The organism is Halobacillus shinanisalinarum, from assembly GCF_022919835.1.
Classification (GTDB): Bacteria; Bacillota; Bacilli; order Bacillales; family Halobacillaceae; genus Halobacillus_A; species Halobacillus_A shinanisalinarum.
The window spans coordinates 3,851,155-3,870,983 of sequence record NZ_CP095074.1; the positions used below are offsets into that span (position 1 = coordinate 3,851,155).

Consider the following 19,829-nt stretch of genomic DNA (forward strand, 5'->3'; position numbering starts at 1 on the left):
TTTTATGGAAATACTATGCAGATTCACGTGCTCGCTTTTTTTCCGCTTTCTCTTGTTTGGCTACTTTTAAGAACTTTTTCGTTTCAGCAGCTACAACTCCGGACAGAAGTAAGAGTCCAATTAAATTCGGGAAGGCCATTAAACCGTTTGCTACGTCAGCAAATAACCAAACAGTGTCGAGCTGGGCAATTGCCCCGACGAGAACAAAGAGAACAAAAACAATCTTGTAAGCATTAATTCCCCGTCCCCCTGTTAAGTATCCAAAACATTTCTCACCATAGTAGGACCAACCTACAATGGTGGAGAAGGCAAAGAAGACTAGACCAAGAGTAACGACGTATGCACCAATGTCGCCTAGGAACATTCCAAAGGAAGCAGAAGTTAAATCGGCTCCATCTAGTCCACCGCCATATTGACCGGCCATGACAATCGTTAACCCAGTTATACTGCAAACAACAATGGTATCAATGAAAACCTGTGTCATAGAGACGAGTGCCTGGCGTCCAGGGTAATCCGTCCGTGCTGCAGCGGCAGCAATAGGAGCGGAACCTAGACCAGCTTCGTTTGAGAATACACCACGGGCCACGCCATAACGAATAGCCGTCCCAAGTAACCCACCACCAACTGCACTTGCAGTGAAGGCATCTGTAAAAATTGTTCCAAAGGCTTGCGGTACTTGTTCAAGATTCAAGAAAATAATGATTAGACCACCAATAATATAAAAGACAGCCATGATTGGTACGAAGAACGCTGTCACTCTTCCGATACTCTTAATACCGCCTAAAAGGACAAGCCCAGCAAATAAAGTAAGGATTATTCCAGTCACCCAAGTCGGGACATTGAAAGTTGTTTCCATAACATCTGAAACCGAATTGGATTGCACCATGTTACCTATACCAAAGGCAGCGAGGGCACCAAATAATGCAAAACAAACACCCAGCCATTTGGCTTTTAGTCCGCGTTCAAGATAGTACATCGGGCCGCCGGACATTTGACCATTTTTATCTGTTACACGATATTTTACAGCAAGGATGGCTTCCGCATACTTGGTCGCCATACCGAATACCGCTGTGATCCACATCCAAAATACGGCACCAGGACCGCCTAAAACAACGGCTGTTGCTACCCCAGCGATGTTACCTGTCCCAATGGTAGCGGCTAGCGCCGTAGTTAAAGCCTGGTAGTGTGAGATATCGCCCTTTTCCTTTTCCTGAGGCTTGCTTGGTTTAAAAGCAAGCTTTAAAGCGTATGGAAGTGTTTTAAATTGCAGGAAGCCCAGGCGTAACGTTAAGTAAATCCCAGTCCCAACAAGAAGAATTAGTAAAACCGGTCCCCAAACAACGCCACTGGCCCAAGATAAAAAATTATAAATAACTCCTCGGTCTTCCATGTGATTCCCCCTAACTAGTTTTAAAAACTTGTCTATATGTAAAATATTCCGAAAATTCTCGTAAAATGTCAAGCTATTTTAAAAATGTTTGTATGAATGAATTGGATATCGTGCCAAAGTTATGGGAAAATAACCTTTGAAAGCCATTAGAGGTAAAGGTGAAAAATTTAATTTTTTTCGATATAATTTCTATTAGATGAAATAATAAAGATGGGGGAACCTTTAGATGATTCATGTATTATTTGTTTGTCTTGGCAACATTTGCCGCTCTCCTATGGCTGAAGCCATTTTTCGAGATCTTATTAAAGAAGAAAACTTAGGAAACCACATTTCAGTTGATTCCGCTGGGATTGGCCATTGGCATGTAGGGGCTGCTCCCCACGAAGGAACACGTGCAATCCTAGATAAGAACAGGATTTCATTCGAAGGTATGCTTGCTAGGCAAGTGGATTCTTCTGATTGGGATCGTTTTGATTACATTATTGCGATGGATCAAAAAAACATGAATGATTTGCAAGCAATAAGAGAGAAAAATGGTGTAACCGTTAAAAAGTTTATGGATTATGCTTTAGATGCAGATGAAACAGATGTACCCGATCCCTATTTTACAGGGAATTTCGACCAAGTTTATCAATTAGTCACCGAAGGCTGTCTAGGTCTTCTGAATGAAATTAAACGAAACCATAAATTTAAGGAGGAAATATAATGACACAGCATAAGTTATGTAAAGGTATGTTTATAGGAGCGCTTGTAGGGGGGGCTATCATGCTTTTTGATAAAGGGACACGTCGCTATGTTACGAGTAAGACACGCAGAGCAGGTGCTTCATGCAAAAAATTTGCTGCACATCCATCTGAAGCGGTTCACTCGTTACGCATGAATTATGAATCATTAGCACACTGTATAACTAATGGTATTGACGATGTTTTAATGATTTTAAATAAAGCAGAGGAAGCTCTTCACAAGCTTAGTGACATCGAAAAAGATGTAAGTAAACAGCTTGAAGCAGTGGATGATCCTAAGAAGGCTTCCTAGTGATTTAAAAGGGGAGAGGGCGATTTGAGCAAGGTAATATGGTTTGGCAAGGAGCTGTTTACGCGGATTGGGGAAGATGATGTTCCCGGGATGGCAGCTCAACTTGCCTACTTCTTTTTACTTTCTTTGTTTCCATTGATGATTTTTCTTATTACGTTATTAGGCTATATGAAGATAGATGAACAGCGAGTGCTCGACTTCATAGGAACATATGCCCCTCCAGAAACATATGAAATGATCTCTAAAAATGTCACTGAATTGCTTAACCAAGGAAGTGGAGGTCTACTATCTATTGGGATACTTGGTACCCTTTGGGCAGCTTCAAATGGGGTTAAGGGGCTAATGCGTGCCTTGAATCGTGCACATAACGTTGAAGAAAGCCGCTCTTTCATTGTGGGCAGACTTACCGCCATCGTGCTGACAGTTGCGATGGTCTTAGTGATTGCGATTGCGTTCTTACTCCCAGTCTTAGGTAATGCCATTGGAACGTATGTTTTTTCTTTACTTGGATTATCGGATAGCTTCATTGCTTTATGGAGCGCCTTTAGATGGGTCATTTCTTCTGTGATCTTCTTTATTGTCCTTTCCTTTTTATATATAATGGCCCCAAATAAAACCCTTAGGATCAATGAAATTGCGATCGGCGCTATTTTTGCAACAGTGGGATGGCAATTGGTATCCTTACTGTTTTCTTACTATGTAAGCAGCCTAGGCAATTATTCAGCTACTTATGGCAGCTTGGGCGGTGTAATTGTTCTTATGATATGGTTTTTTCTATCAGGGTTGGTCATAATTTTGGGTGGAGAAATTAATGCTGTAGTGTTAAAAAATCGAGAATTGAATAGCTAAACGTAAGAGGCAGCCCCTGTTAAGGATTAGGCTGCCTTTTACTGTTTCTTGTAAATTCACTCAGCCGGAATCCTTGAGCAAACGTAACCCATTTAGGATCACTAAAATTGTACTTCCCTCATGTCCAACCACGCCTAGAGGGAGATCTAACATCTGTAAAAAATTGCTGATAATCAAAAGCATAATCACAGCTATGGAAAAGATCACATTCTGCTTCACGATCCCATTCATCCTCTGTGATAGCTTTATGGCCCTTGAGATTCTGGGAAGGTCATTTTTCATTAACACAACATCAGCTGTTTCCAGTGCTACGTCTGTGCCTTCTCCCATTGCAATCCCAACATTTGCTGTGGCTAAAGCTGGTGCATCATTAATTCCATCTCCTACCATGGCAATATGTTTAAAATGTTTCTTCAAAGCACTAAGCTCTGTTACTTTTTGATCTGGCAGGCATTCGGCTACGAAATGATCGATCCCCGCCTCATCAGCGATCGCTTTAGCCGTTGTAGGATTGTCACCAGTTAACATGACCGTATAGATCCCGCGATGTTTTAAAACCTCGACAGCCTGTTTTGTTTCTTCCCTAACTGTATCTTTTAAGGCAAACATGGCAATAAGTCCCTCATTATTAGCTGCAAAGACTACCGTTTTTCCCTCTGCGGCTAAATCATAAGCCGCTCCATCTTGGAAAGACTCTACCAGGTCAGTTCCAACAAACTCGGGTTTCCCTATTTTCCAAGTTTCCCCACGGACGATGGCGGTTATTCCGTGCCCGCTTATATCTTTCATATTATCTACAGGAAGGAAAGAAGCTTGGTGTTCCATGGCGTAACGGACGATTGCTTTTGCTAATGGGTGGTTCGATTCCTGCTCAATGGAGGCAACAACAGATAAGACATCATCTTCGTAATAGTGATCTGCCATGCGTATATCCGTTACCTCAGGTAAACCATGAGTAAGTGTCCCTGTTTTGTCAAAAGCAATGGCTTTAATATGTGACAGATTCTCAAGATGTACACCGCCTTTGAATAGAACCCCATGACGCGCACTGTTTGAAATAGCTGATAGCGTTGCCGGCATAATCGAAGCCACTAAAGCACATGGGGAAGCAACGACCAACAAAATCATCGCCCGGTAAATCGTATCCATCCATGTCCAGCCGAGTAGATAGTGGGGAAGGAACAGCATTAATGCAACAACGATCAAGACTACTTTTACATAAGTACTTTCAAAACGCTCAATAAATAATTGGGATGGTGATTTCTCACTCTGAGCGGTTTGGACCATCTTCATAATTTTTTGAAAAACTGTATCTGTCGAGGATTTAGTGATCTCGACAGTGATGCTTCCATCAATTGTTACTGTACCAGCAAAAACGTCTGCATTATTTTCTTTGGACACAGGCAGGGATTCCCCTGTAATGGCGCTTTCGTCAATAGCTGTCGCTCCTTTAATGATCTTTCCGTCCGAGGGGACACGTTCACCAGCTTTAACCAAAATGCGGTCACCCACCATGAGTGAATCTGTAGCAACTTCTATATAGCCTTCATTCGTTACTTTCCATGCCTTATTAGGCTGCAAAGCCATAAGCGAAGATATTTCTCGTTGGCTTTTGTTCATCGTGTACGTCTCAAGGGCTCCGCTTAATGCAAATATGAAAATTAAAATGGCCCCTTCTGTCCAATATCCAATGGAGGCACTGCCGATAGCAGCGAGAATCATAAGCAATTCAACGTTTAACTCTTTATCCTGTATCGTTTCTTCTATTCCCTCTTTCGCCTTTGCATACCCACCGATGATGAAGGCGATGAGGTGTAAAGTGATGTATGTGCTTGGTGAAAGGTGATCAGCACTCAACCAAGTTATTAATATAAGTAAACCACTGAAGAGAGCAGCAATTAACTCGAAGTGTTCCTTCAGTTTTTCAATGATGGAAGAGCTGAACACTTGGGATCCTTTCTTATATAATGAGCGTACTTCAGAAGACATATTCTCAACTCCTTATTTATAATTGATAATAAATACCGCGATAAACCCGGGGTAAATCCGGATATTCCAAAGTAAATGCCAACTATTTAGATTATAATAATTATAATTTTATATATGTTATAATATTAACATGACATCGGCGGAAGTCAAGGATAATTATTATAAATAAGCTGAATAAATTCAGAAGATTTTTACATAAGATTAATTGGAAAAAGCCAAGCTTGATGGTTGATCTTACATGTGTCAAGTTGCTATATTGAATAAGGTGTAAAACAAACTTAGAGAGGTGGACAAATTCCATGCGAAAAGGTCTTTTATTGATACTTATCCTTATGTTCTCAGTTGTTCTATCAGCCTGTGGGACAAATGAAAATAAAGAAGGGTCTGGTGAAAACAATGAATCAGACAATGCTTCTAATTCTAAATGGAGTGAAATTCAAGAATCAGGGGAGTTAGTCGTTGGGACTTCAGGGACACTTTTTCCCACTTCCTATTACCCGGAGGATTCTGACCAGCTGACAGGTTATGATGTGGAAGTGATGCGTGAAGTAGCGAAACGCTTAGACCTGGAGCTTTCATTTCAAGAATATGGAGTAGACGGGCTTTTATCTGCTATTACCAGCGGTCGGATTGATATGGTCATTAATGATATGGAGGTTACGCAAGATAGGAAGAAAGAGTTTGCTTTCAGCGAGCCATATAAGTATTCCTATTCAACTATGATTGTCCGTGAGTCTAACCTTTCCGGAATTGAAACATTAGAAGATTTAGAAGGAAAGAAACACGGCGGTGGAGCAACAACTGTATTTGCGGAAATTGCTGAGCACTTTGGTGCAGAAACAAAAACCTATGGGAATGTAGCCAATGATGTGTACCTTCGTGATGTAGCCAACGGACGTACTGATTTCATCATTAACGATTACTATTTGCAGTCACTTGCATTAAAAGCATTGCCTGATATCCCAGTACAGCTTCATCCAGATTTAAAATTCCACCCAACAGAATCCGCTATCGTCATGCCTAAAGAGGCTGCTACGCTGAAAGAGAAAGTGGATGAAACCTTAGATGAAATGAGAGAAGATGGGACACTCACAGAACTTTCGAAAGAATTCTTTGGGGGTCAGGATGCTTCCAAGAAACCAGAAGCCGATATTCAAGAGATTGAAGGGCTAGACCTTTAAGAGGATGTTCAAAAAGTCACTAAATGATAAACGGCGCATTTCTTCGTTGCTCGGTTTTTCCGGTCCCTAGGTATGAAAAGGCATCCGCTGTGGTCCTCAAAACTGTCGCGCCTCGAACTTCTTGCGACGCACAAGGAACGTGCTCGTGACGTTGTCACAGGAGGTAACGATCTTTGGCGACGTTCTCATTCGTCAACTTTTTGAACACACACTTTAAGGGGTTCTGTTATGTTAGGTATTGAAATAAATGATATTAATTTAGAGAAGCTTTTCGTACCTGAGCGTGCGTGGGAAAACTTACCGTTTGTATTAGAAGGTGTTCCCTATACCTTATTGGTAGCGTTCCTCGGCATGCTCCTTGGCTTGGTTATCGGTTTTTTCTTAGCTATAGCAAGGGGGGCGAGCAAACGCTTATTTAGATGGCCTGCCCGTCTATATATTACCTTGATGAGGGGAACACCCATTCTTGTTTATTTATTTGTACTTTACTTTGGCCTGCCCGTTGTAGGAATTACCCTTTCTGCTCCTATAGCTGCTATTATAGGGTTTGGGACGAATAGCGCGGCTTATATCGCCGAAATAAATCGTTCCTCACTAAACAGCGTCGATCATGGGCAATGGGAATCAGCGCGAGCCTTAGGTTTTTCTTATTGGAAAACGATGCGACGTATTATCATGCCACAGGCAACAAGAATTGCTATCCCGCCGTTGGCGAATGTTTTTCTTGATATATTAAAAGCCACTTCTTTAGCAGCGATGATTTCTGTTCCAGAGATTTTAAATAAAGCCCAAATCGTTGCAGGGAGAACGACTGACTCGTTGACAATGTATATATTGGCAGCGATGGTGTACTTGGCATTAACGCTGGTTTTCTCAATCTTCCAGGATTATTTAGAACGTAGGTATAACAAATATTTATAGAGGTTGTTCATAAAGTCACCAAATGATATCCATTTTCATTCATCGTGGTGTCTGGTAAGGCATAGGGGTTTTAAACACTCACTTATAGGAAAAAATCGTCGACTAAGTTCGGCGATTTTTTGTGGTCAAGATTCTTGATTAAATGATTGAATTTTAGTAAAACATTGCTTAATCGTAATGGTTATGAATTATTCGTTTACTTCAATGTACATACATATTATAATGTAATTCGTAATCATTCTTATTTACGAGAGGGTTTGTATATGGGTGCAGAAAAAATTGTAGAGGTAGACCATGTCTCCTTTAAATATGATAAAGAATGGGTTGTACGGGACATTGATTTATCTATTGATAAAGGGCAATTCCTGGGACTTGTCGGCCCAAATGGATCAGGAAAATCTACATTAATTAAATTAATGCTTGGCTTAGTTAGACCGGATGAAGGTGATATTCGGCTATTTGGGCGCAAGTTGCGTCATTTTGATAAATGGCAGGAAGTAGGGTTTGTTTCTCAGAAGGCAAATAGCTTTAATTTGGGGTTTCCTGCCACGGTTTTAGAAGTAGTAAAGACTGGACTTGTTTCTAGAATCGGTGTTTTCCGCTTCTTTAATCGTAAACATAAGGAAAAGGCAATTGAAGCGTTGCGGGTGGTTGAGATGGAAGAGTATGCCTATGCAAGCATTGGTGAACTGTCAGGCGGTCAACAGCAGCGTGTATTTATTGCCAGAGCACTTGTCAGTGATCCTTCGTTGCTGATTTTAGACGAGCCTACAGTAGGGGTTGATGCAAAGCATGTTACAGACTTTTACGACTTGTTAGCTAAGTTAAACAGAGAGCAAGGCATTTCCCTATTGATGGTGACACATGATATTGGCACGATAACCGAACACGCTACACACGTTGTGTGCATGAACAAAACGATACACTTCCACGGAGCATCTGAGGAATACAAGGAATTTGATGATGAGGATTTGAACCGTTTATATGGACATTCTGTGCAGCAGCTCAAACATAACCATCAACACGAGGAGAACCAGTTATGATTGAAAGTTTTTTACAATATGAATTTCTACAAAATGCTGCAATTACGGGGATACTCATCGGAATTGTAGCGCCATTATTAGGTGTCTTTATCGTGGTTCGACGTCTCTCGCTTATTGCTGACGCTCTCTCCCACATTACATTAACAGGAATTGCAGCCAGTCTTCTACTCGAGAAAAAAGTATCGACTATTCATGATCTTAATCCTGTTTATATGGGGATGGTGTTTTCGGTCGGTGGCGCCATTTTAATTGAGAAGCTGCGCAAAGTGTATAAGCACTATGAAGAATTAGCGATTCCAATTATTTTATCTGGTGGAATTGGTTTAGGTGTACTATTAATTTCGTTAGCGGACGGCTTCAATACGGACTTATTTAGTTATTTATTTGGTAGTGTGACTGCTGTGAGCCGTACAAACATGTGGACTGTTTTAATTATTACCATTGTCGTTCTAACAATTGTTATACTTTTTTATAAGGAATTGTTTGTACTTTCTTTTGATGAAGAACATGCCTCTATTTCGGGAGTGAATGGCAAGTGGATTCATCTTTTATTTATTGTTATGGTAGCGCTCGTCATCGCATCAGCCATGCAGGTCGTAGGAATTTTACTTGTGTCTGCATTAATGACATTGCCAGTAGCTGCTGCCCTAAGAATTGCAACAAGTTTTAAACAAACCATTGGCTTATCGATCGCTTTTGGGGAACTATCGGTTATTCTTGGATTGTACTCTTCTTATCATTTAAGTGTACCACCAGGAGGGACGATTGTGTTGACTGCGATTATCATATTAATGATGTCGATCCTTTATAAAAAGGTTAGAAATCAACTCTATACAAAGGGTGAAACGATATGAACGTTGAAACAGCTTTACAACGTCTAAAGGAAAAAGGATATAAACGAACACGTCAAAGGGAGCGTATTGTTGAAATCTTTGTAAATCAGGATCAATATATCGCTGCCAAAACAATTTTAAAAGAAATTCAAGAAGACTTCCCAAGTGTGAGCTATGATACGATTTATCGTAATCTTTATTTATTAACTGATGAGGAAATCCTTGAGGCTACAGAGCTCAGTGGGGAGAAACACTTTCGTTTAGGTTGTGATACTCATGGTCATCACCACCACTTTATTTGTACTGATTGCGGCAAGACGAAATCGATTGAGTTCTGCCCGATGGAGACCATTAATGAACATCTTAACGGTTATGATATAGAAAATCATAAATTTGAGATTTATGGAAAATGCCCGCAATGCAACTAAGAAAAAAGTCTGCGACCACTGAGTTGCGGGCTTTTCTTGTGGGGTCTAAGAATTGTTGCATCGTGGATAAGTTCGCGTTACGTGGGCCGCATCCATCTCCAACGCTTGGATGCTCGAGGTCATATCAATCGTACGTGACCCCGGTGGTTCGGTGTTGGCGCAAGGAAGTTCCGAACTTAGCCGAACATCCTATGTGGCGGCTGATCAAGGCGCCCCTACGCTTTCGCTTCATGTAATTAAGAGTAATGATTACTATTTACAAATGGTAATCATTACGATATAATCCATTTTGGAAAGGGATGAGGAGGGAAAGAATATACAATGAGGAAATATATAGGACTTGTCTTTATACTTATATTCGTTTTGGCTGGGTGTGGAAATGGAACTTCTAAAGAAGATTCAGCAGGCGAGCAGCTGAAAATCAATACGACTGTTTATCCATTACAGTACTTTACGAAACAAATTGCGGGGGATGCAGCACAAGTGACCTCGATTTTACCACCAGGTACTGACCCCCATACCTATGAGCCAACAACAAAGGAAATGATAAAAATAGCTGAAGCAGACGCGTTTATTTACAGTGGTGCAGGACTTGAGTCTTATGCTGAAACAATAGCGGAGTCTGTTAAGCCTGAAGGTGTGCGTGTTTTAGAGGCCTCAATGGGAGTAAATCTTAAAGAACATGTCCATGCTCATGAGAGGGAGGAAAACTCTCATAAAGAAGGCAAAGAAAATCATTCCCATAAACAAGAGAAGGATTCTGGGGAAGAGACTCATTTACATGAAGAAGAGCATGACCATGAAGGCCAGGATCCGCATATATGGCTTGATCCGATTCGTTCTATTGAAATGGCTGAGAACATAAAGGACATGCTTGTCGAATTACAGCCAGAATCAGAAGATCTGTTCAACGAGAATTTCAACCAACTTGAAGATAAGCTAGTTACACTTGACCAACAATTTCATAATCAACTGGAAAACACTCCTAAGAATAAAATTATAGTTTCGCATGCTGCTTATGGATATTGGGAAGAGGCGTATGGAATAGAACAAGTTGCTGTTTCAGGTTTAAGTCCTACAAGTGAACCTTCACAGAAAGAACTTGAAAAGATTATCCAAACTGCTGAGGAGCTTCAGTTGAATTATGTGTTATTTGAACAAAATGTCACACCAAAAGTTTCTGAAGTCGTACAAAATGAAATTGGTGCTGAGCCATTAAGAATTCACAATCTTTCTGTATTAACAGACGAGGATATTTCAAATGATGAAGATTATTTTAGTTTGATGAAGCAGAATTTAGATGTGCTTATTAAATCCTTATCTAATTAAAGGCTTGCGGTTTATTTCAAGAGTCGTAGGGAATAAAGAGTATGGACTAAAGTAGAAAGGGAAGAAAACATCGATGGCTTATTTTTTACTGGTTGTTGGTTTTGCTTTATTAATCAAAGGAGCCGATCTATTTGTTGACGGGTCCGCTAATATTGCCAGGCTGCTTCATGTTCCTACGATTCTAATTGGTTTAACGATTGTCTCTTTTGGAACAAGCTCCCCTGAGGCAACAGTAAGTATCATTGCTGCTCTCCAAGGAAGCGCTGATGTTTCATTGGGGAATGCAGTTGGAAGCAATATCTTTAATATTACTCTTGTCGTAGGGGTTGCAGCTTTCTTATATCCTTTAAAGGTAGAAGGTGAAACGGTTAAAAAAGAAGTCCCATTCACTTTGTTGGCAAGTGTTGTATTATTGATCCTAATGGGAGATGTGGCATTGCAGGGATTAGGGGGTAACCTGTTAACTCGTAGTGATGGCTTGATCTTTTTGTTGTTTTTAACGATCTTTATGTATTATGTGATCGAGGTTGGACTGAGAAGCCGGAAAGATTCAGCTCGGGAACCCATTCCCGAACATATAACGTGGGGGAAAAACATAGCTTACTCTTTGATAGGTTTAGCTGCGATTGTTCTTGGTGGTCAACTGGTTGTGGATAATGGTACACAAATTGCCTACTCACTTGGAATGAGTGAAACGTTGGTCGGTTTAACGATTGTTGCGATAGGGACATCTCTTCCTGAGCTTGTTACCTCCATTTCTGCCGCACTTAAAAAAGAAAGCGAAATTGCACTTGGGAATGTGGTAGGCAGTAATATTTTTAACATATTATTTGTACTTGGTACTTCGGCAGTAATTTCACCTTTAGCTGTTAATGGGGCAGTGTTTGCTGATGTAATGATCATGATTTTATTGACTGTATTATTATTAATCTTCTCAAAAACCAGCTATAGAATCGGCAAAACAGAAGGGTTGGTTTTAGCGGTTGGATATATCGTTTATCTAGTTTATATTATTTTGCGAAATTAACTAGGGGCTGGGACATAAGTGAAAAATAACCGGTTATCGTTCAAATCATGAGAATAAAAAACCGCATGAAATCAAGATTTTAAAATCAGATTTCATGCGGTTTATTTATTTTAAAAGAGTATTGTCCCAGCCTCTTTTAGGAAGTTGACTAAGATTACATGGAGGCTTGATCTCTTGTTCTTCTATACTAAAAAAGTTATATATTCGCACCCTGTACTTGAGGTTCCTGCTTCAACAAGGTTGAAATAAACACTACCACGAGCAAGGCTACAATAATATAGAAAAATGAGAGGTTAGGGAAGAGATCTATAAAAATCCCAGATAAGAATGGGCCGGCTATACTTCCCAGACTGAACGACATGCCGCACATGATATTCCCAGCTGGAAGCAACTCTCGTGGAAGCAGGTCAGTCATGAACGAGATTCCCAATGAAAATAGCGAACCTACACATAATCCTCCCAGGGCAAAGGTCGCAAATAACCAGGCAGTAGAGCTTTCGAAAAAAGCCGCAAATAAAAAGACGAGCATGCCCCCTGCAACGACAGAAAGAATGACTTTTTTTCTGCCAATTCTATCACTTAGTGCTCCGAGCGGTATTTGTGAAAATAAACTTGCTGCGGCAAAGGATGGAATAATAAATGACAGTACATTCACATCGTGTCCAATTCTCATCCCATATACAGGGAAAATCCCGTGAAGTGTAGCTTCAAGGAAACCGTAGGCAAGCGGGGGGAGAAAGGCAACCCAACCTAACTTCAATGCTTGTCTGAATCGTCTTATAGAACTCGTACTGTACACAGCGGCACCGTCGTTTTCAGGCATTTCATTACGTACTAACCACATGGTGCTCCAGACAACTAAGCTTAATAATGAAGCCAGAAGGAAAGGTACATATATACTGACAGAGAGTAAGTTCGTCATTAAAGGGCCCAACGTGAAACCTAGACTAAAAAATAAACCATAGTATGCGATGCTTCTTCCGCGGGATTCATTAGCAGCAGTTGCTGTAATCCATGTTTGGGTTCCAAAGTGAAGAATTTGGTCGCCAATGCCGATAAGCATACGTAAAGCAAACCAAAACCATAAAGCTTGCCAAAAAGGAAACAACGCAAGTGAAACAAAAACGAGAGCTCCGCCAATTAAAATGATTGGCTTATAACCCATTTTTTGGAGCGGCCTCTCCATAAATGGCGATGATAGTAAAATTCCTATGTATAGTCCTGTAGCATGAAGTCCATTTATAGAAGATGGTACTCCATTTTGTTCAAGGATAACGGCCAACAATGGAAGCAGCATCCCTTGAGAAAACCCGGAAATCGTTACGAGCCCAATTAGAATCCAAAACCTCGTTTTTGTCGAAACCACACTTCCACCCTCCTTATCAGTTTAAGCATCCATATTATAGTAAACGAAATCGAACCCCGCAGGCAAGGATATTCTATTTGTTATGTTATTTACTTAGCGAAAACGGTTATTATATAAGTAAGAGAAACAAAAATTGAAAAAGGGGATAGGTACAATGGAATTTTATATTAAAGGAGAAGGAATTCGTACGTCTTTTGATTACGGGCAGTTAGACATATCTGGAGATGAAGAGTACGGTTTTCGTCCATATCAATTAATGACAGCATCAATCGCCGGCTGCAGTTTAAGTGTTTACAGGAAAATCCTTGATAAGCAGAGGATCAACTACGAAGATATTATTGTACGAACAGATGTGGAACGAAAAGCGGAAGAAGCAAATCGCATTGTAAAGATTAAATTGCACTTTGTTGTCAAGGGTTACCATTTAAATCAAGATAAGCTGCTGAAAAACCTAGATATATCCAGTAATAATTGTTCTATGGTTCAATCCGTTAAAGACAGTATAGAAATCGAAGAAACGCTTGAGTGTATTCAACTCAGTAGGTGAAATAAAGGAGCCTATCCTGACCGAACAGGATGGAGCTCTTTTTGTTTTATAGAGGTTGTTCAAAAAGTCACCAAACCAAAGTATTCACTAAATCCCATTGATGGCTTTTTGGTGGCATTACAGAAAAGATTTGGTTTTTCGTTGACAGCCGCAAAGACAATGACAGAGGTATTTGAATTGATTAAAGCCCTTGGGTTAGGCGGCCCTATTCGTCTTGGTACAGTCATTATTCTTGGATGAATCGGACTAACGATCCAATTTTTTTGCTCCAAAATCGAAGTGGATAATGGAAAAAATGATTTCATAATGTCGAATAGTTCAGGACCAATTTTCACAAGCTATAGGAAAATGAAAGGTGGTCCACGCAGGATGAAATTCAAGTGGCTGGGACTTATCGTTCTTATTGGTTTTATCTCACTAGTTCCCACATCCCAAGATACACTAGCTAAAGATAAGGAAAACGGTAAGAACTCTACGATACCGAATCATGTACTAAATATTTCGAAGGATAACACGTATCCTAATTCAACAGATGATCAAGAGGTATTAGAGGCTGAAGAATTAACAGATGAGTTGATGGAAGAATCAGAAGTGCGCATAACAAACCCACAGCTGATCGAAATTTTAAACGAAACAACGCTTAAGCCTTCTCCTTTTGCGTTAGGTTACCGAGCAGAGATTTTCTTAGGAAGATGGCCTTTAACTTATGAGTCAAAAGAGACTAATATTAATTGGGAGTACCAAGAGATCAATGTGAATGAACTAGACAATCATGGTGCCAACCAGCCTGAGAAAATGAACTACAAGCAAAAGGAAGAAAAGCATATTAAAGGCGGATTGACGTCAAAAATCAGCCATAGTGAGCAAATGATGAAGCTCATTTTATTGGAAGCACAGAAGAACACGAAGCTTCCGCTGTCTTTTCATACAGTAATTGGAGCTGGTACAAAGCAGAAGAATACTTATTCTGTACCAGTAAATAAAACAGGGCTTCTCCATGCCTATGCTCCCGCTATTAATGAAAAAGGCGAAGTGGCCTTTGGGGACGTTTATATAAAGCTTAAAGGCTCTAAGAAGAGTTTGGAAATAAAAAATGTCACAAGACAAGGAATTGGGGCATGGATCCCAATTCAAGACCACGTCGGATTCTCCTTTGAACTAAAATGAAGAGTCCTACTCCTCTTTAGATGAGTAGGACTGAACTTGAACGCGCTGTTCTGCCATAGCAATGTTATGATCGTACATTGTTTCGGCTATGATACGGCGCGTTTCTTTTGATGCCGTCCAGTAAACAAGGTCTTCAACAACGCCCGTTACAGTATATTGATAACCATGATAGTTCTCGTTTAATGAAGACATCCCATACACCTGAAAGGGTTCGATCGTTTTTCTTGTGAGATCTCTTTTTAGGTATATGGCCAGTTCTTCATTTAAACGTTCACAGGCTTCCTCTAACACATTAAACACTGTTCGCGGATCTTCGCGAAAATTTGTCGTAACATTCTCGATGACGCGCATATACTCGAAGTTATAATTTTCTATCGTATGAATTTGTCCATTGCTTATCGTTAACAGCTTCCCGCTCCATTCTCTAATTTTGATAAAACGGAGCCCGATGTCTTCAACGGTACCGTGATGTGTGTTGTTTAGTGTAATATAGTCGCCTTTATGCAGTTGTTCTTCATATAAAAGGAAAAGTCCTGCAAAGAAATCTTTTATCAAGCTTTGAGCACCGAAGCCAATTATAATTCCAATAATCCCAGCACCGGCGAGAATCCTTCCTATATCTATCCCGAATTCTGATAATACAACGATTATAAAACCAATCAGGGCGACATAACTAATAATTGAGTTAATCATAGCTTCGAGCGTCTTTTCTTTCCGTTCCTCGAAAAAGGAAGTGCGGGAAAAGAACGAGCGAATGATTTTTCGAACAATAATGACACCAATAAATAGGGTGATGGCACTAATAATAATGCGAATTGTTGTACTATTTACTATAAGTTCCATAATATTAGTTCCGAATAGTTTCACTTGAAAATGCCTCCTGTTCGACTAAACGCTTACTTTTCTAAAAAGTATTATAGCATGTTTAGCTGATAGATCATTGATAGACACATCGTACGCTTTGTACTATGATAGGCAAGGCAATGCTAAACCAAACATAGAAGGAGTTTATTAATAATGTCACAGCAAGAGAAATTGAGCGATCTTAAAGGGCGTTTATCTGCCTTTATGGATCGTGTGGATGAGATGGATCCAAAAGAAACATCTGTAGAGGATATTGATCAGCTTATTAAAATGCTGGAAGAACTTGAACAAAAAATTTAATTAATTGAAGTTTTTCTGGCGATGTACATCAGTAGATACATATGTGTCCCATGATCATTAGTCCCGAAAGCCACTGCTCTCATCACAAGATGAGGGTTGATTTTTTGTTTATCTTGCTTTATTATGATAAATCGTTAACGTAAAAAAGAGAGAAAGAAAACAGCGTAGAGAGGAGCGACCATGATGGCATCAGCTGTTATTGTATCAGTACTCGCTCTAACCATCTTAAGTTTAGTTCGAGTCAATGTAGTTATAGCCATTCTTGCAGCGGGTCTTATAGCTGGATTAATGAATGGTGAATCGTTAACCAGTTCTTTAGAAATACTTGTTAACGGTATGGGAGGACAAGCGGGGGTGGCTTTAAGCTATATTTTGCTTGGCGCATTTGCCATAGCGATTAACTACTCCGGAATCACCAGTATGCTTGTTGGCTATTTACTGCGCGTTCTTAAGGATATGCGTATCTTTACAGTATTAGTTATCGCGGGAATAGCAAGTTTGTCACAAAATGTGATCCCGGTTCATATTGCTTTCATTCCTATTTTAATACCACCTTTACTTCATATGTTTGATCGAATGCAGATTGATCGGCGAGCGGTTGCTACGGCCCTTACATTTGGACTTAAAGCTCCGTATATTATGATCCCGATTGGCTTTGGTTATATTTTTCACCAAACGATTCAACAAGCAATGGCATCAAATGGTGTTACCATCACCATTAATACAATCGCGAAATCTTTGTTAATTCCTGGTTTAGGGATGGTGGCTGGTTTGTTATTTGCCGTGTTTATTACGTATCGTAAAAAGAAAAAACCACTGCCAATAGACGAACATGAAGAGAAAAGCGATCAGCTATTGCAAAAGTTCACAGCGCAACGTTTTGACACGAAACATGGGTTGACCCTTGCTGCTATTATCCTAACGTTATTTATTCAAGCCTACTGGAAAGACCTTGTCTTAGCAGCGTTAGCTGGATTAGCCTTGATGTTCATCTTTAAAGTCGTTCCCTTTAGAAAAGGTGATCGTGTCGTCAGCGATGGAATAGCAATGATGGGAACCATTGCTTTTGTTATGCTCGTAGCAGCTGGCTATGCGAATGTATTAACGCAAACCGAATCAGTTTCTGCACTGGTTGATGCAAGTTCGACCTATTTAGGAGATAGTAAAGCGTTAATTGCCTTTGTATTATTACTTGTTGGTCTGGTCGTGACAATTGGAATTGGTTCCTCTTTTGCCACCGTACCGATTCTTGCCGCATTGTTTGTACCTATTTGCGTTAGCGCAGGTTTCTCGACCATGGCAATAGCCGCCTTGATAGGAACAGCGGGTGCCCTTGGTGATGCAGGTTCCCCTGCTTCAGACAGTACACTTGGCCCAACGTCTGGGTTAAATGCAGACGGTAAGCATAATCATATATGGGATACGTGTGTCCCAACCTTTCTTCATTATAATATCCCGCTATTTATTTTTGGATGGATTGCCTCATTGGTGCTTTAATTTTGGGCATGATTTCCAACCATTTTTTATCTATAATTGCTTATAACTATCGCATACTAAGAAAAAAAGTGAGTGATCGTTATGCAACGACGACTATTTACCTTGTTTATAGCTTTTACATTACTTATGGTGCCTATAACCACAGTTTTTGCCGAAGGGTGGGGCTACAAAAAGAGTAAGGATGGAAAGGCTCCTGACGTAGGAAGCTATGGTCCATTGATTGAGAAGTATGATGGTTTTTACGTTGACCATTCAGACGAAAAAATGATCTATTTAACCTTCGATAACGGGTATGAACAAGGGCATACAGCGAAAGTGCTTGATGTTTTAAAGGAACAACAAGTTCCTGCTACATTTTTCGTAACAGGTCACTATATCAATAGTGCGCCTGAATTAGTGCAAAGAATGGCTAACGAAGGCCATATAATTGGGAATCACTCGTGGAACCATCCCGATTTTACCCAGTTATCTAAACAAGAAATGAAGAAGGAGCTTTCTAAGGTGGAGGAAACCGTTTCAGAATTGACAAAGCAAGACACGATGACATATGTTCGTCCGCCAAAAGGTAAGTTTAATGAACAAACATTGAAATGGGCGAGAGAGCTTGGCTATATTCATGCCTTTTGGTCGGTTGCTTTTGTAGATTGGGAAACAAACAAGCAAAAAGGGTGGGAATATGCCTATCAAAGTATCCTTGGTCAAATCCATCCAGGAGCAGTTGTATTATTACACACGGTTTCAAAAGATAACGCCGACGCATTAAACGAATTAATTATACAGTTGCGAAAAAGAGGATATCATTTTGGAAGCTTAAATGACTTAATGATGAAAAAACTTTTGCCATTCCCCATTATTGGTTTATAGTTTCTGTTAAAATGACCTGACGAGTTACTAGTCAGGTCATTTTTTTCAATTCACTGGTTCGAAAAGGATAATACGTGACTAAAGTCGAATTGAGTTATAGAAGGTCTTTACAGGATATCCGGTTTTTCGTAATCATACATACTCAGGAGCTAGTCAAAGCGTTTTGCCTTTAAACCCATTGTTTTCAATCTTGTAAGGAGGATCAATATGTGGAAAATAGAAGTTGAAGCAGTTAGTATATATGATTTTGATTATACATTAGCGAGATGGTCTATGGATCCGTTAACATCTTTGAATATAAAGGAAAGATGGGTAGATGTACCTGTTAAATTAGCAGGTCAGCCGCATGTAGTCCGGGTGATTGGTCGTGGCACGATCGAAAATCCTGTGTTTGAAATCCGAAACGATAGTGAAAAGAACAAAGAGGGTATAATGAAACACATTTATAGCTTATTTCAATGGGATCGTGATTTAGAGCAGATACATAAGCATTTTTTAAATACAAATTTAAAAGGCTTATTTGATGAACATCCTGGAACGCCCATTGTGAAGGATTTTCACTTATATGATTGTTTAATGAAGGTGATTATCCACCAGCAGTTAAATATGAAGTTTGCTTATACGTTAACGAAAAGGTTTGTTGAGCAATTCGGATTTCAAAAGGATGGTGTATGGTTTTATCCACAGCCAGAAATCGTCGCTGACCTAGATTATAAACAATTGAGAGAACTGCAGTTTAGTCAAAGAAAAGCAGAATATGTTATAGATACGTCACGTTTAATTACCAATGGAACATTAGATTTAGAGGACCTTGCAGAACGGTCGAACGAAGAGGTGATGAAAAAACTTATAAAAATTCGAGGCGTCGGTCCATGGACGACAGAAAATTGGTTGATGTTCGGGGTTGGAAGAGAGGATTTATTTCCAAGGGCTGATATAGGCATTCAGAATGCATTAAAACGCTATTTTGATCTTGATAAAAAGCCTGATTATGAACAAATGAATGAAAAAAGCATCGGCTGGGAACCTTTTAGAAGCTATGCCTCCCTAACTCTTTGGCGAAGTATAGAAGGATGAAATATCATTTGAGGTCATATTTTAGCGCAACAACTCGTATGATGTTAAAAAGTTACTCGTCCTTATTTTTTCACATGGAAATTGAATGATGATATTCAAAATTTTACACTAATGCGTTATAA

At 39.8% G+C, this 19,829-nt stretch carries 21 protein-coding genes; 17 read left to right on the top strand and 4 right to left on the bottom strand.

Going from position 1 to position 19,829, the window contains the following annotated elements; genetic code table 11:
- Window positions 1–13 precede the first annotated feature (13 nt).
- The gene (locus tag MUO14_RS19010; protein ID WP_244752125.1) at window positions 14–1,390 is read right to left on the bottom strand and encodes an alanine/glycine:cation symporter family protein; all 1,377 of its coding nucleotides are present in this window, start codon (window positions 1,388–1,390) and stop codon (window positions 14–16) included.
- A 226-nt stretch (window positions 1,391–1,616) separates the two neighbouring features.
- On the opposite strand from MUO14_RS19010, the gene MUO14_RS19015 reads away from it, so the two are divergent.
- Genes MUO14_RS19015 through MUO14_RS19025 form a run of 3 tightly spaced genes read left to right on the top strand, consistent with a single transcriptional unit; the run spans window position 1,617 to window position 3,274 of the window.
- Window positions 1,617–2,096 carry a low molecular weight protein-tyrosine-phosphatase gene (locus tag MUO14_RS19015; protein ID WP_244752126.1) on the top strand — a complete coding sequence of 160 codons (480 nt, stop codon included), beginning with the start codon at window positions 1,617–1,619 and terminating at the stop codon, window positions 2,094–2,096.
- The gene (locus MUO14_RS19020) at window positions 2,096–2,425 is read left to right on the top strand and encodes a YtxH domain-containing protein (protein WP_244752127.1); all 330 of its coding nucleotides are present in this window, start codon (window positions 2,096–2,098) and stop codon (window positions 2,423–2,425) included. The genes MUO14_RS19015 and MUO14_RS19020 overlap by 1 nt, the downstream gene beginning before the upstream one ends.
- A gap of 24 nt (window positions 2,426–2,449) precedes the next feature.
- A complete protein-coding gene (locus tag MUO14_RS19025; RefSeq protein WP_244752128.1) occupies window positions 2,450–3,274 on the top strand; it encodes a YihY/virulence factor BrkB family protein in 825 nt (274 codons plus the stop codon).
- 60 nt (window positions 3,275–3,334) lie between these two features.
- On the opposite strand, the gene MUO14_RS19030 is transcribed toward MUO14_RS19025, so the two are convergent.
- On the bottom strand, window positions 3,335–5,263 hold the full coding sequence (locus tag MUO14_RS19030; RefSeq protein ID WP_244752129.1) for a heavy metal translocating P-type ATPase: 1,929 nt from the start codon (window positions 5,261–5,263) through the stop codon (window positions 3,335–3,337).
- A 299-nt stretch (window positions 5,264–5,562) separates the two neighbouring features.
- Here MUO14_RS19030 and MUO14_RS19035 point away from each other — a divergent pair, with 299 nt between their 5' ends.
- The 7 genes from MUO14_RS19035 (at window position 5,563) to MUO14_RS19065 (ending at window position 12,025) form a co-directional block, all read left to right on the top strand.
- A complete protein-coding gene (locus MUO14_RS19035) occupies window positions 5,563–6,444 on the top strand; it encodes a transporter substrate-binding domain-containing protein (protein WP_244752130.1) in 882 nt (293 codons plus the stop codon).
- A 228-nt stretch (window positions 6,445–6,672) separates the two neighbouring features.
- The gene (locus tag MUO14_RS19040; protein ID WP_244752131.1) at window positions 6,673–7,365 is read left to right on the top strand and encodes an amino acid ABC transporter permease; all 693 of its coding nucleotides are present in this window, start codon (window positions 6,673–6,675) and stop codon (window positions 7,363–7,365) included.
- A gap of 263 nt (window positions 7,366–7,628) precedes the next feature.
- On the top strand, window positions 7,629–8,408 hold the full coding sequence (locus MUO14_RS19045; protein WP_244752132.1) for a metal ABC transporter ATP-binding protein: 780 nt from the start codon (window positions 7,629–7,631) through the stop codon (window positions 8,406–8,408).
- Window positions 8,405–9,262, top strand: coding sequence for a metal ABC transporter permease (locus tag MUO14_RS19050; protein WP_244752133.1), 858 nt, complete (start codon window positions 8,405–8,407; stop codon window positions 9,260–9,262). Before MUO14_RS19045 ends, MUO14_RS19050 begins: the two co-directional genes overlap by 4 nt.
- Window positions 9,259–9,669, top strand: coding sequence for a Fur family transcriptional regulator (locus MUO14_RS19055; protein ID WP_244752134.1), 411 nt, complete (start codon window positions 9,259–9,261; stop codon window positions 9,667–9,669). The genes MUO14_RS19050 and MUO14_RS19055 overlap by 4 nt, the downstream gene beginning before the upstream one ends.
- Before the next feature lie 321 nt (window positions 9,670–9,990).
- Window positions 9,991–10,998, top strand: a complete 1,008-nt coding sequence (locus MUO14_RS19060; RefSeq protein ID WP_244752135.1) for a metal ABC transporter solute-binding protein, Zn/Mn family — start codon at window positions 9,991–9,993, stop codon at window positions 10,996–10,998.
- 73 nt (window positions 10,999–11,071) lie between these two features.
- A complete protein-coding gene (locus tag MUO14_RS19065; RefSeq protein ID WP_244752136.1) occupies window positions 11,072–12,025 on the top strand; it encodes a calcium/sodium antiporter in 954 nt (317 codons plus the stop codon).
- A gap of 196 nt (window positions 12,026–12,221) precedes the next feature.
- On the opposite strand, the gene MUO14_RS19070 is transcribed toward MUO14_RS19065, so the two are convergent.
- Window positions 12,222–13,391, bottom strand: a complete 1,170-nt coding sequence (locus MUO14_RS19070) for an MFS transporter (RefSeq protein ID WP_244752137.1) — start codon at window positions 13,389–13,391, stop codon at window positions 12,222–12,224.
- A 154-nt stretch (window positions 13,392–13,545) separates the two neighbouring features.
- Between MUO14_RS19070 and MUO14_RS19075 the strand changes: the two genes are divergently transcribed.
- From MUO14_RS19075 to MUO14_RS19080, 3 genes are all read left to right on the top strand, one after another.
- Window positions 13,546–13,938: an OsmC family protein gene (locus MUO14_RS19075; protein WP_244752138.1), complete on the top strand. Its 393-nt coding sequence runs from the start codon at window positions 13,546–13,548 to the stop codon at window positions 13,936–13,938.
- A 111-nt stretch (window positions 13,939–14,049) separates the two neighbouring features.
- Window positions 14,050–14,178: a hypothetical protein gene (locus MUO14_RS24415; protein WP_255822133.1), complete on the top strand. Its 129-nt coding sequence runs from the start codon at window positions 14,050–14,052 to the stop codon at window positions 14,176–14,178.
- 129 nt (window positions 14,179–14,307) lie between these two features.
- Window positions 14,308–15,105: a YfkD famly protein gene (locus tag MUO14_RS19080; protein ID WP_244752139.1), complete on the top strand. Its 798-nt coding sequence runs from the start codon at window positions 14,308–14,310 to the stop codon at window positions 15,103–15,105.
- Between the two features lie 6 nt (window positions 15,106–15,111).
- Here the strand turns inward: MUO14_RS19080 and MUO14_RS19085 are convergent, their stop codons facing one another.
- Window positions 15,112–15,948: a mechanosensitive ion channel family protein gene (locus MUO14_RS19085; RefSeq protein WP_244755683.1), complete on the bottom strand. Its 837-nt coding sequence runs from the start codon at window positions 15,946–15,948 to the stop codon at window positions 15,112–15,114.
- A 174-nt stretch (window positions 15,949–16,122) separates the two neighbouring features.
- Here MUO14_RS19085 and MUO14_RS19090 point away from each other — a divergent pair, with 174 nt between their 5' ends.
- The 4 genes from MUO14_RS19090 to MUO14_RS19105 all read left to right on the top strand — a co-directional run bounded on the left by MUO14_RS19090 (window position 16,123) and on the right by MUO14_RS19105 (window position 19,707).
- Window positions 16,123–16,269: an SE1561 family protein gene (locus tag MUO14_RS19090; protein ID WP_244752140.1), complete on the top strand. Its 147-nt coding sequence runs from the start codon at window positions 16,123–16,125 to the stop codon at window positions 16,267–16,269.
- A 183-nt stretch (window positions 16,270–16,452) separates the two neighbouring features.
- A complete protein-coding gene (locus MUO14_RS19095) occupies window positions 16,453–17,766 on the top strand; it encodes a Na+/H+ antiporter family protein (protein ID WP_244752141.1) in 1,314 nt (437 codons plus the stop codon).
- A gap of 81 nt (window positions 17,767–17,847) precedes the next feature.
- Window positions 17,848–18,630, top strand: a complete 783-nt coding sequence (gene pdaA, locus MUO14_RS19100; RefSeq protein WP_244752142.1) for a delta-lactam-biosynthetic de-N-acetylase — start codon at window positions 17,848–17,850, stop codon at window positions 18,628–18,630.
- A 207-nt stretch (window positions 18,631–18,837) separates the two neighbouring features.
- Complete coding sequence (locus tag MUO14_RS19105; RefSeq protein WP_244752143.1) at window positions 18,838–19,707, top strand: DNA-3-methyladenine glycosylase family protein; 870 nt, start codon at window positions 18,838–18,840, stop codon at window positions 19,705–19,707.
- The last annotated feature ends 122 nt before the right edge of the window (window positions 19,708–19,829 follow it).